13 protein-coding genes are annotated in these 12581 nt (G+C 41.2%); 9 read left to right on the forward strand and 4 right to left on the reverse strand.

Annotation, left to right across the window (positions count from 1 at the left end; genetic code table 11):
• Nucleotides 1-106 precede the first annotated feature (106 nt).
• Nucleotides 107-736, forward strand: a complete 630-nt coding sequence (locus tag H8B06_RS08470) for a fibronectin type III domain-containing protein (protein ID WP_190993846.1) — start codon at nucleotides 107-109, stop codon at nucleotides 734-736.
• 7 nt (nucleotides 737-743) lie between these two features.
• On the opposite strand, the gene H8B06_RS08475 is transcribed toward H8B06_RS08470, so the two are convergent.
• Genes H8B06_RS08475 through H8B06_RS08490 form a run of 4 tightly spaced genes read right to left on the reverse strand, consistent with a single transcriptional unit; the run spans nucleotide 744 to nucleotide 4704 of the window.
• Nucleotides 744-1448, reverse strand: coding sequence for a class I SAM-dependent methyltransferase (locus tag H8B06_RS08475; RefSeq protein ID WP_190993847.1), 705 nt, complete (start codon nucleotides 1446-1448; stop codon nucleotides 744-746).
• A complete protein-coding gene (gene pncB, locus H8B06_RS08480) occupies nucleotides 1448-2620 on the reverse strand; it encodes a nicotinate phosphoribosyltransferase (protein WP_190993848.1) in 1173 nt (390 codons plus the stop codon). The genes H8B06_RS08475 and pncB overlap by 1 nt, the downstream gene beginning before the upstream one ends.
• A 22-nt stretch (nucleotides 2621-2642) precedes the next feature.
• Nucleotides 2643-3335, reverse strand: coding sequence for a response regulator transcription factor (locus H8B06_RS08485; RefSeq protein WP_190993849.1), 693 nt, complete (start codon nucleotides 3333-3335; stop codon nucleotides 2643-2645).
• On the reverse strand, nucleotides 3325-4704 hold the full coding sequence (locus H8B06_RS08490; protein ID WP_190993850.1) for a sensor histidine kinase: 1380 nt from the start codon (nucleotides 4702-4704) through the stop codon (nucleotides 3325-3327). The genes H8B06_RS08485 and H8B06_RS08490 overlap by 11 nt, the downstream gene beginning before the upstream one ends.
• A gap of 163 nt (nucleotides 4705-4867) precedes the next feature.
• Between H8B06_RS08490 and H8B06_RS20950 the strand changes: the two genes are divergently transcribed.
• The 8 genes from H8B06_RS20950 to H8B06_RS08530 all read left to right on the forward strand — a co-directional run bounded on the left by H8B06_RS20950 (nucleotide 4868) and on the right by H8B06_RS08530 (nucleotide 12579).
• Nucleotides 4868-5080: an NVEALA domain-containing protein gene (locus H8B06_RS20950; RefSeq protein ID WP_190993851.1), complete on the forward strand. Its 213-nt coding sequence runs from the start codon at nucleotides 4868-4870 to the stop codon at nucleotides 5078-5080.
• Nucleotides 5077-6120: a BF3164 family lipoprotein gene (locus H8B06_RS08500; protein WP_190993852.1), complete on the forward strand. Its 1044-nt coding sequence runs from the start codon at nucleotides 5077-5079 to the stop codon at nucleotides 6118-6120. The genes H8B06_RS20950 and H8B06_RS08500 overlap by 4 nt, the downstream gene beginning before the upstream one ends.
• Before the next feature lie 2 nt (nucleotides 6121-6122).
• The gene (locus tag H8B06_RS08505; RefSeq protein ID WP_190993853.1) at nucleotides 6123-6713 is read left to right on the forward strand and encodes a hypothetical protein; all 591 of its coding nucleotides are present in this window, start codon (nucleotides 6123-6125) and stop codon (nucleotides 6711-6713) included.
• Nucleotides 6714-6947: 234 nt separating this feature from the next.
• On the forward strand, nucleotides 6948-7181 hold the full coding sequence (locus tag H8B06_RS08510; RefSeq protein WP_190993854.1) for an NVEALA domain-containing protein: 234 nt from the start codon (nucleotides 6948-6950) through the stop codon (nucleotides 7179-7181).
• 67 nt (nucleotides 7182-7248) lie between these two features.
• Nucleotides 7249-8274, forward strand: coding sequence for a BF3164 family lipoprotein (locus tag H8B06_RS08515; RefSeq protein WP_190993855.1), 1026 nt, complete (start codon nucleotides 7249-7251; stop codon nucleotides 8272-8274).
• Between the two features lie 220 nt (nucleotides 8275-8494).
• Nucleotides 8495-10345 carry a transglutaminase domain-containing protein gene (locus H8B06_RS08520; RefSeq protein ID WP_190993856.1) on the forward strand — a complete coding sequence of 617 codons (1851 nt, stop codon included), beginning with the start codon at nucleotides 8495-8497 and terminating at the stop codon, nucleotides 10343-10345.
• Nucleotides 10346-10402: 57 nt separating this feature from the next.
• Nucleotides 10403-10741 (forward strand): LytTR family DNA-binding domain-containing protein, encoded by a 339-nt coding sequence (locus tag H8B06_RS08525; protein WP_190993857.1) that lies wholly within the window; start codon nucleotides 10403-10405, stop codon nucleotides 10739-10741.
• A complete protein-coding gene (locus H8B06_RS08530) occupies nucleotides 10741-12579 on the forward strand; it encodes an O-antigen ligase family protein (protein ID WP_190993858.1) in 1839 nt (612 codons plus the stop codon). The genes H8B06_RS08525 and H8B06_RS08530 overlap by 1 nt, the downstream gene beginning before the upstream one ends.
• The last annotated feature ends 2 nt before the right edge of the window (nucleotides 12580-12581 follow it).

Consider the following 12581-nt stretch of genomic DNA (forward strand, 5'->3'; position numbering starts at 1 on the left):
TAGGCGAAAAGAAATATTCCAGCCAAATTTTTCACGACCTATTTGTATAGTATCGTTGTAATTTCTATCTTACGGACGCTAATGACCACTGAAAAGGAATTATGAGATGAAATATATACGTGCCAAGGCTAATTTTTTTCGATATCCTGATGATAAGCTCGTTGTCGCCGCTTCCTGGATTATCCGCTGTATGAAAAGATCTACCATTTTTATCAATCCCACGCCAAGTATCGTAGAAATAGAAGAAGCCTATGCGGAATATTACCAAAAACTAGTAGAATCTGCCGGAGGCAGTCGGCTGATGAAGGTGGAAAAGCGAGCAAGTAAGAAGCGGCTCAGTAACCTTTTGCAAGAACTAGTATTCTATGTAAACGTAGTAAGTGATGGCGACCTGGTGAAACTTTATAGCTCGGGTTTTCCTGTATTGACGGGAAAGCGTAAAGGGCAACCGCCTAATACGCCCGGTTCTCCTTTTTTGACGGACGGCCGGAAAAGTGGTGAGGTAGCTTTTGGTTTCCAGCCCGTTGGACGGGATATGTTGTACGATTACTGTTTTGCAACAAAGGTTGACGGCAGTAATATTCCCGTATGGGAAGAGGAACGAACTACATCTCGCTCATTCAAAGCCTACCAAGACGGTTTCGAACCCGGCCAGTATATTTATTTCCGGGTTCGTGCGCGAAACAAGCATGGTTGCAGCCCCTGGACACCTACCGTTATGTTTATGGTCAGGTAGCTAGACATTATTTTTGTCTCGGCTCCATCCGCACCAGATATTGATCATTATCATCCTCAAAAAGAATCTGTACCACCCAATCCTCTTCATGGGCAATTTTAATGAGTTCCTGCTGGTCGATATATAACCAGGAGAACGGTTTCCCCAGAATGCCCTTATATTCATACTGGAAACGGATCTCGCCTAGGTAATGTTCCGGTTTGGGGATACGATATTCTTCATATAAATAGGAAATATCAGACGAATCAAAGAGCAGCTGCCCTTTGTCAGATAACAGCTTTTTGCTATGACGAAGTAATTCCCGTAATCCGGTAATGGTACCGGCAAGACCAATTCCGTTCATGAGGAAAAGAAGCGTGTCATAATTTCCTTCCTGCAACGTAAAGAAATCATGTTGAATAATATGCCGCACGCCTCGTTGCTTCATAATACTGCAAGCCGATTCCGATATTTCCAAAGCATCCACTCTTAAACCTTGATCCTGCAAATACAGCGCATGGCTACCGACACCGGCTCCCACATCCAATACATGTCCATCGCAAAGAGCCAGCGCAATATGTTCCAATTCGGGGAAATCTTCTGCATCTCTATAGAAAACCTCGATAGGCATCTCTTCTATATCGCCATAGCTACTGTGCAGCAATAAGGTGTCTTTCAAGTCGCCAAGTATGTGGAAATCATACAAGGCTTCTCCATATACGTCACGCTCCATCAATCTTCTATTTTTAATATTTGTTTGGCAATGGCTATTTCGTGGGCATTTCCGGTATGTTTACCCCGTTCATCGGAGAGTTTAATGACAGCTGTCCAGTCGCCATCTTCGGGTTTTGCCTCGACCATTTTTAACACGATATTCATGCGAGACAGGCCGACATCATTCGTGAAATCCGTTCCTATACCAAACGAATACCCGATTTTCCCCTCACAAAAGCGAACGATATTTTCGACTTTATCATAGTCCAGCCCGTCGGAGAAAATGATCGTCTTCGAGCGGGGGTCGACTCCCTGCTTTTTGTAATGCGCGATCGTCATTTCGGCGAAGTTAACCGGGTCACCGCTGTCGTGCCGCACACCATCGAACAATTTGGATAATTTTTTATCGAATTGTTTGAAGAATACTTCCGTTGTATAAGTATCGGAAAGGGCGATTCCTAAGTCGCCGCGATATACATCCGACCAATGTTCCAGCCCGAGCAAATTTGCCATCTTGTACCCATATTTAGCCGCGTGGAACATAAACCATTCATGGGCATGGGTGCCAATGGGCGTGGTTTCATATTTCATCGCAAAATGTACATTCGATGTACCGATAAAAGTCTTGGACGGATGGTTTTTTAACGTGCGGATAACCAGATCATGTACTTCATAAGAATGGCGACGCCGGGTACCAAAATCGGCAATGGTGATATTCAATTTATCGTATTTTTCCATTTTGCCTTCTACCACTTGGCAAACCTCTTCATTTGGAATACGTGATTCGCCGCTTACTTCGTAATATAATTCGCATATTAACGACATGATAGGCACTTCCCACAGAATGGTACGGTACCAATATCCGGCGATGGTAACCGATAGTTCTCCCTCCGTCTGTGCCACGTGAACTTCCTCGGGGTCATAGCGGTAGCCTTGTAGGAAATCCAAATAGGTGGGGTCAATGTAGGGGCATCGGGTGCGCAAAAAATCTTTTTCTGCTTTGGTAAGCTTGAGTCCCGCCATCTCGTTTATAGCGTCTTTTAGCAACTTGTCGAAACCATCGGGAAAAATGTGCTTTCCCCGGTTTATGAACTGGTATCTAGCTTGTGCTTTCGGAAACAATTTACTAGCGGCAAATTGCATGGTGAACTTGTAGAAATCGTTGTCGAGAATGGAGGTGAGCGTTGCCATGTAAAAGCCGTTTTATGTAAAATTAGCGTGAAGTTACGGAATTAATCTTGTCTGTTAACATGTAACCAACACCATAAATGGTCTTAATCTGTACCGTAGGGTATTCTTTGACAATCCTTCTGATGCGCGACATAGCAGCATCCAACAGACCATTGTTATCGGCACGGTCATCCTTCCATACCTGTTTGAGTATAACGGATCGATCAACCACTTGGCCCTGATGCTGGAACAACAAGGTTAGTATCTCAAAATCCCTTTCCCGGAGCGGGTGCGATTTCCCGTCAAATTCAATGTATTGTGTGTGCAGGCGTATCTTCATTCCGCCGATCTTATAGTGCAGGAGATCCTTTGGGAGGGAGAGTATGTTTTTTATCTGCGCCAATAGCACTTGCGGATAAACCGGTTTTTGCATGTAATTATTGGCTCCACCATCGTAACCACGCATTTGATTATCTTCATCAAATTCCGTCCCCGTCATCATAATGATAGGCGTTGTGATATCTTTATCCCGGATATCTGCAATCACGTCAAATCCGGATTCATCGGGCAGCACGACGTCCAGTATAATCAGGTCAGGGTTCTCTTTATAATATAAAGATAGCCCTTCCTCTCCCGAGGATGCATGCCAGACCTGCAAGGCATTTTCTTCAAAGAAATCCTTTAATGTGAGCGCAAGCTCTTTGTCGTCCTCTATAATTAAAATTTTATTCCGCATCGTTTTGTATAGGGAAATATACGGTAAATTTTGTTTCGATACCAAGTTTGCTTTCTACTTTTATCTCCGCAGCATGTGCTTCTATCAAAGCCTTCACATACGTAAGCCCCAGCCCGAAGCCTGTTTTATGTCGTATAGATTTATCTTCGCTGCGGTAGAATTTCTGAAAAATCCGGGGAATATCTTTTTCGGCGATGCCCAGCCCATTATCTTTCACACTTATTCTCAGCTTATTCCGTTCATCAGACACACGGATATCTATCTGTACGCCATCTTCCCTTGAATATTTAATAGCATTTTCGATCAGGTTATCCATGATGTTAGCGAAATGTAGCAAATCGGCGTAAACATTGGTTTGTGATGTGTTCATAAGAAGATTTATGACCACCGTCTTTTCTTCTACGGCTTCATATTTTTTAACGAATGACGTGAAGAAATCTTCTATATCGATGTGCTCTTTGTGGAGTTTGATGGTTTCCCGCTCATTGTTGCTCAGCTTTTGGATACGTTCGGTATAGGTATTGAGCTTCTGCAATTCCAGCAGACTTTGCTCGGCATAATGTTGAACTCTATCTGTATTCCCTTTTTGAAGATAATAAGGGATCAATGCCATCTTTGAGACCGCGACTGATAAGGGGCGTTTGAATTCATGCGTCATCGTGTTGACTGAATCTTGTCGCATTTTCTCCGTTTTTTCCCGGATAAAGAATGTTCGGATGATAATCGTCAGGAAAAAGCTACAAATGAGAATTAATAATGCTGTTAGAACCAGTTGTATAGCCATGGTCATGAGGATAGCTGTGGACGAAATCTGTATATATCCTTTGACGCCTAATGTGTTAAAAATGTCGATAATGACTAGTTCAGATGCGGTATACTCTGCCGTTGTTTTGTCTGGTTTGGAGTGTTGTAAGACTTCGTCGTTTTTTAAGTCAATATATTCGATATAGGTCGATGCTTCTTTTACGCCTCTATTAGAAAGCTCTTTTTTAAAGATACTGTCTAGCATTGTGATATTGATGGGGAGATGGTCCTTTAGAATGAATTGGCTGAGCTTAACATCGCCATAAGGATCGTAGCGATCGAATTGTACTTGAAAAGACGTATCTATTAGTGTTATGGTTTTGGTAATATATCGAGATGTATCTCCTTCATGGAACCGTGGATTGGAAACAATCGTCCCACCCATGGTTTCGTGTCGATAGCGGTGTTCTTGTAGGATAGCAGTTAGCAGTGCTTCGTCTTTAACCTGTGTAATCAACCGATGTTGCGCCTCATATAGATTATATATCCATATTGCTTGTCCGCCGAGAATAGTGAACAGGATGACAAGTGTTATTACTTGGATGTGTCTTGCGTTAAGTTGCATAATGGATTTGTGAAGTTACAGCTTTTGATAACATAAAAAAAGATTTGTTCCAGCTTTTTGTTTTCCAGTTGTTAGAATTGAGATAGAATTGAGTGGCTTCAAAAATCGTTTTCTTTTGTTGAAGCCCTTAATTTGGAGCCAATAAATTAAAATATAAAAAATTATGAAGAAGTATTTAATGTTACTGACCTGTTGCGTGGCAATTGGCATTGCTATGAATGTGAGTTTGCAATTTCGAATTGATAGCGACAAAAGTGAAATCACCCTAGGGAATATTGAGGCCTTAGCACAAGGAGAATCTGGAAGTGGCAACTGTTGGTTTCGTGCAAGTGTTGATTGTCCCTATAGTAGTATCAAGGTACTATACGTAGAATGAAAAGGATTTTCGCTGTTGTTTTACTCATGGGTTTGGGTTTTACCGTGACCTCCTGCAGGACTGTTGCTTCTGCAGAGGTTATGGTATTCCCCGAAACCATTTCCCTACAGGGGAAGGAAAAAACGATAGGAGATAGTGTTTACTTGCGGTATCCTTTCCGCGTTCGGTTGCAGGATGATGTCCTCTATGTGATGGATATACATACCGCAGCGTATTATATCCACCTGTTTGATTATAAGACTATGCAACACAAGGGAAGCTTGGCACATCGCGGAGAAGCCCCACAAGAGTTTCTCAGTACCGAGAATATCCGAATAGACGAACAGGGCGATGTATGGACACTCGACGCCAATAAAAGTAAAATTGTACACCTGATGAAAGAAGAGGTTGAACAGTCGCGCCAAATCAATTTGGACAAGGATCTTATCAGGACGTTGGATTTTGATCGATTAAATGATTCTGTTTTTATCGTGCCGGACTATACGGGGCAGCATCGTATAACATTCGTGAATGCACAAGGTGATATCCTGAAACATGCTTTTCAAATCCCGACATTTACTGAAAAACAAAGCACTGTGGTGTTGGCGCAGGCCTGGCGGTCGTTCATCAGCTACAATCCACAATTGGGTATTTTGGGTATGGCAACACAATTGGGTCAGGTGCTGGAAATCTACGACTTGAAACAAGACACGGTCATTAAGATAATAGGGCAGGAAACGGGTGCTCCCCAGTTTGTCAACCGGGGAGGTTATGCGGTTCCGACAGGTATCATGGGGTATAGCGATATACATGTGGGCCAAAAGTATATATACGCCTTGTTTTGGGGCAGTTCGTTTGAAGCTATACGGAAGCGTCCGGATGATCATAAAGAGGGCGGGCGTTTTGTGCATGTATTTGATTTACAGGGTAACCCTGTGAGGCAATATCAGTTAGATAGACACCTCACGGGGTTTCATATAGACGAAGAGCAAGGCATGATGATCGGGCTAGATGTGAATAGTAATCAGCCTGTGGTAGAATATGTTTTTAACCTCGATTAAAAATGAGCGTCAATTATAATAAATGGATGAGCACTTTTAACGGCGTGTTTATAGGGGCTTGTTTTCTACTCATGTTTGTGACAAGCTGCCAAGAGAATAGACGAAGTGCCGCAGAAAAAATCGTGAAAGAATGGATGGGGAAAGAGATTCTTTTGCCAGCGGACGTAGACTGTTGGTTTATGGGACAGGACACGGCCTGTCCTCCGCGTGAAAATAAGCCGTTTAAAATGTTGGTTTATACAGATTCTGTCGGCTGTACCAGCTGTAAGCTAAATCTGACGTTGTGGAAGCATTATATCCGTGAAATGGATTCTATAGCACCAGGACAAGTTGATTTTGCATTCTATTTCCAGCCGAAAGATCGGAGGGAATTAGCGCATTTGCTACGCCGGGATCGGTTGGAGCAGATTGTGTTTTTGGATAATAACGGTACTTTGAAAAGGCGGAATCGGCTTGCGGAAGAGATGGAATACCAATGCTTTTTATTGGATAAGCACAATAAAGTGCTAGCTATAGGCAACCCAACATTGAACCCGAAGTTATGGGATATTTATAAAACGATAATACTAACCAACAAACAAAATGAGCATTAGGGAAAAGTAAGGCGGCAGGCTGCCCTCTCGGAAAAAAGTTTTGCAGCCTGTCCGCCTGCTATCCCACCGTAACAAGAAAGGAGGTACAGCGGCAAAGATAAACATTTGAGATTAAACCCTGCTCATACAGGGAACTGTTGAAAGGATAAACACAGTAGGGTGGAATGCATTCCGCCCGAAGATTAAACAATATTATAAAAGGGAGCTTGTTAAAGCTCATCTAAATTTTAAAAAATGAAAAAGAAAATTCTAGGAGGTATAGTTGCAGTAGCTATTACAGCAGTGGCCGCAGTTAATGTGAATTTTAATAATGAATCTGAAGATGCGCTGTCCGCTCTTAGCTTGGCGAATGTAGAGGCTCTGGCGGATGGGGAGGAGCCGGATAAAGGAGTGACCTGTGACGGGTCGGGGTCTGTAACTTGTCCGCTTGATGGTACTTTAGTTCACAAAGTAACTATTTGGGGCTAATTTACAAAGATGTCTCTCAGTTCGCTATCATGAATATGGGAGACATCTCTCTAAAAAAAATAAAAGTATGATGGAAAATAAATGTATAAAATTGGCAATGAGCTTCCTGCGTTGCTGCTTCTTTATAGCTGTATTATCCGGGTGTCACCGTGCTGCTGATCAAGAAAAATTCGTATTCAAAAGCGAAAAACTTGTTTCTTCCTCACCCATTCCTATCGATGATTCTGTCATAATGTCCTTTCCATTTCGTTTGGTGAAGAACGATTCGCTTATGTTTATCCTTGGGCTAGGTTCCGATTATTTTGTTCATCTGTTCTCTACGGATGGAAACTTTTATCGATCGCTGTGTAAGCGCGGAGAAGGACCAAACGAATTTATCTCTGTAAATGGTTTGCAGTTAGATGGTGATTCGCTTTATATTTATGATTCCAGAAATGAAATCTATGTATACCACGTGAATGATATTTATGACGGAAATGAAGCTCCTAAACGTGTAAAATTACCAGACGACTATGGTTTTTTATCAAGGGGTATGAAGTCTGGAAATAGTTTTTATTTTCCGGTATTCAATAGCTTAAGCGATCATAGAATACTTGAATTTAATTCTGACGGAACGTTAAAGAGATCTTTCGGGAAAATACCTACTCAAGAGGATGATTTCGTGGCGGCCACCTATCAAGCATGGATGCCGTTTTTAGGCGTGGCGGATACCCTTTTAGTCGCCGGTACGCAGTTTGGAGAAGTTCTGGAAATTTACGATGGACAGAAGCAAACTACACTGTGGGGAAAATTTGGGGAGCCAGTTTTCAAAATACATAATGGGTTTGCTATACAAGAGGGAATATATGGCTTTCAAGATATTGTTGTAAATAATGGTCACATCTATGCTTTATTCAGCGGACAACGTGTCAATCAAGAGCGAAGAAAAGATGGGGGAAACGTTATTTATGTATTTGATTACCGAGGAAAGCCTATACAGAAACTAGTATTAGACAGATATTTTGTGTCGATATTTGCTGACAATAACGAATCCTTCTTAGCCCTAGATGCTAATTCAGATAGCCCTGTCTATAAATTCAGCATTCCAAATTGATCATAGACAAGTTTTTCAACTTAATGAGTATAAGGTTAATAATCAGATTATCCTGAATTTGGATAGCAAAATGCAGTTTTAGAAATCTTAGAAAACCTAAAAATTTTGAATGAAAACATACCTTTTTCTTTTTAGCACTCTTTTTCTCCTATTGCTCTCCTGTCAAGAACGGTCCGATATTGGAATTTCTCTTAGGTTATCTGGAGAAAATCGCCACGAATTGGAAAGAGTGCTAAAGCATTATCAACAAGAGGGGGATCGAGAGAAGCTAGATGCTGCACGCTTTCTTATCGGTAATATGCAGGATAAAAAAGCTGTAATTAACCGATCCAATACATCTTTTCTTGAGATCTTGGATCGTATAGACTCTCTATGGGGGCACGGAAATGCGGCTATGATTGAGCATGCTGCATTGTTAAAAGCGAGTTGGGATTCGCTAACGGTACGTTATGGCGCACCCCGTGTACGAGAGACGGATATTGATACAGATTTGGAGCATATTCAGTCTGAATACCTTATCCATCATATCGATCAGGTATTTAAAGTATGGCGAGAGAGCCCTTGGAAAGCGAATGTAGATTTTAGTGATTTTTGCGAATATATCTTACCCTATAGGGTAGGGACTGAATCTCTAGAGCCATGGGCGGAGCGACTGTATGCAGAATGGTTGCCCAAAATTAAAGAAGAAGGGCTGGACAGCATCTATACCATAGCCCGTCACATTAACGACTTTAACTCCTATCGAACCTCACACATGCGTATGTTTTGGTCTTATCCATATGATTTCAACAGCAGCGAATTTGAACGTATCCGTACAGGAAGCTGTAAACATGGTGTCTATTACACTACGTTGGTCCTTCGTTCTGTAGGGATACCAACTGTTGTAGACTATACGCCTAAATGGGCTGGTGCTAATAATGGGCATGAGTGGAATGCCATTTTTCTGGAAGATGGTAGCTTGCATCCCTTTGATGCAATTCACAGAGGGCTAAAAATTGACCTTTCCTGGCGAAGGATTGCCAAAGTCTATCGTAAAACATTTGCAGACCAAAAGATTAAGATAGACGAAAAGCATGAGCATGAAATTCCGAAAGCATTAAGAAGAAATTTTGATAAGGATGTGACCGGGCAGTACGTGGACACAAAAGATATCATCATTCCCATTGAAGGCGTTCAAGGATTTAAGTATGCAGTTATTTCAACTTATCACGGTTTTGATTGGGTGCCGCATTGTTGGGGCGATATTGAAAATGGAAAAGCGAAATTCGATAACATGGGCGTAGATAATCTTTACGCCGTATTTGTTCACGATAACGGTAGCTATGTCAGAAAATCAGAGCCTTTCCTGCTGGACAGTATCGGAAATATTCAATTTTTTAAGCCAGATTATACCCGACGTCAGGATATGCGTCTAGAACGTAAGTTTCCGCTTACACCTCACATGGAAGGAATCATGTCTTTTGTAGTAGGGAATAAGATACAAGGTGGGAATACGCGGAACTTTCAGGACTCCGCGACTTTTTTTACCATTACAGAAACACCGAAAAATATCGAAAGTGTGGGGGTAAACGATCGGAAAAAATACCGTTATGTACGTATGTGGATTCCTCCGGGTGGTCGAGGCGATATGGCGGAGTTGGAATTCTATGGCTTATCTGCGAATGGACGAGATACGGTAAAGTTGTCTGGTGATATTATCGGCGATCCGAAAGCGGATCTTAGCAAAGAGCGGTATTATGCTTACCCTTTCGATGGAGATTTACTTACCTATTATTTGAAACCCAGAGGAGTTGATCCTTGGATAGGACTGGACTTGGGAACGGCTCAGCAAATTGTTAAGGTGCGGTACTGTCCACGGAGCGATACCAATTTTATAGAAGTGGGAGACCTTTATGAACTGTTTTTGTGGGATGGGGGGGCATGGAAAAGTCAAGGGCAACTAAAGGCAACAGACCAATATCTAGTTTATCCAGGGATGCCTAGCAATGGGTTATTTATCCTGGTCAATAAAAGCAAGGGAATAGAACATCGAATATTTACTTATGAAAACGGGAAACAGATTTGGCAATAACGACAAGGATTATCAGCTATAGGGAATACTGAAAGATGAAAAAATAAAAGGAAGATCATGAAGAAGATCAAGATCAAAAGTAAGGAAAAAACCTACATACTCGATGTCGATGATATCTTGTACTGTAAGGCGTCAGGCTCCTATTCGGTGATTTATCTGCCAGAGAAGGAAAATGTCGTCGCTAGTTTTAATTTATCACAGATGCAGGCAAGGTTAGAGTTTTATCTTTTCATGTTTAGGGTTAGCCAATCAATCTTGGTTAACTTAAAATACGTCAAGTGTATCCATCATGCGGAAAGGGAATTGGAGTTAAGGGATTTAACAAGGGTGTCTTTCACGGTCAACATCAGGGATATTGAGGAGAAACTAGACAGCTTAATCAAAGAAGTAGGATAATGGGCTTTTTCGCAAGAAGTTTTGGACAGATATCTGCCTCCACTTTACTGTTAGCAACAATGTTCTCACTTTTGTTAATTATATCGCTCTTGGCGTGTAGGCATTTTCCCAATGGGTTGTTTTCTATAAAGGAGATAGGTTTTTATGCCGTATGTGGGATATGGGGAGGCGTTGGAGTATGGTACAGTTGGAGATATAAGGTTAATTACCGTTTGCGATTATTCGATGGGCTCATACTTGTGTTTCTTATCGCGGTTCCTTCTCTACAGTACCTACTTCATGGAGAAATCCATTGGTATTCGGTTGCGAAATCGCTAGGTTTTGCTTTGATATACATTGTAGTTTTGAATATATGCTCGACAGTGGATTGTAAGTCAGTGATTCTTGCCGTATGCTTGGCTACTAGTTTATTATTTCTAATTAATTTAGGTATTTCCGTTATTCAGTACGTCGGATGGCAACATGCTCACCATCAACTCAGTAAGATATCTGGTATGTTTTTTAATCCGGGACCCTATGCCATTTTTTTGGCATCGTTGATGATGACAGTTACCGTTGCCTGCGTGTGGACCTACCGTAAGCGAAATTTCTTGCTTGCAAAATTGCTGATGGTATTATTGATTTTGGGCTTACTTGTATTAGTTGAACTGGGATCGCGCTCTGCATGGATCGGCTTATCAGCAGGTAGTGTCGTTTTGATACTTGCTTACGCAATGATGTACTGCCGTTGTCTGACTTTTAGATGTACTAGGAAGATTATCCCTTATTTCTTTTTTATCTTGATCATAATAACTTGTTGCGCTTTCGCATTCTATCAGATACGACCAGATTCTGTAAAAGGAAGAGTATTGGTATGGCAGTCTGTTTGGGAAATGATATTGGACCAGCCTATCGATGGGATAGGTATTGATAGATTAGGTGGGGAATATCCGCCATACCAAGGGAAAATTTTACTATCGGATAATCTGAAAGATCGATATGGAAACCTTGCCGGAGAATCTATCTATGCGTTCAACGATATTTTGCATACAACAGCAGAGAAGGGAGTGATAGGAGGTCTTCTATTTATTGGAATCATTGTTTTTTCCATTGTTCGGCTATATAAGATTATTCGTAAGCACGATAATGAGGACGTGTTTACATACGGGACGGGGTTAGCGGCTTCAGTGATTGTTATTGTAATAGCTGGAATGACCGCATATCCTTTGCAAATGTTGCCCATTAATATCTGGTTTTGGACTTTAATTGCACTGGCAAATGTCAATTTTGATAATTCCACTCAAAAGGATACGTCCAAAGTTTATGGGAGGGTGGTTACCTTTTTTTTCCTAACGTCTATGACTATAGTGCTTCTTTTTACAGGTGTCAAACGAACAATTGCTTACGTACGCTGGTATAAAATGGAACAGGGGGAGGTTACCGAGAAGGCAGTTTTAGCTATAGAAGCAGATTTAAAAGGTAATGGTAAGTTTTATAATCAAATCGGCCATTATTATCGAGTTCATGAAAACTTCGATATCGCATTGGGTTATTTCAGGCAGGCAGCTCTATATGATTTTGATAAGGAGTATTATTACGATTTGGGAAGTTGTTATGAGCAGCTCGAGCAATTTGAAAATGCGATGTATTGTTATCTCTTAATAGAGAAGGCTATTCCACATCTAATCAAACCGAAGTATTTAATAGCAAAACTCTACCTTAGTCAAGGTGATTTACAATCCTTTCAAAGCAAGGCGAAAGAAGTACTGGCTTTAACTCCTAAAATTCGTAACGCAAAACATGAAATGATAAAACGTGAGTTACGTTTTTTATTGGTTAATTTAGAAAAATATCAATAACA

The organism is Sphingobacterium micropteri (genome assembly GCF_014692515.1).
GTDB classification, from domain to species: domain Bacteria; phylum Bacteroidota; class Bacteroidia; order Sphingobacteriales; family Sphingobacteriaceae; genus Sphingobacterium; species Sphingobacterium micropteri.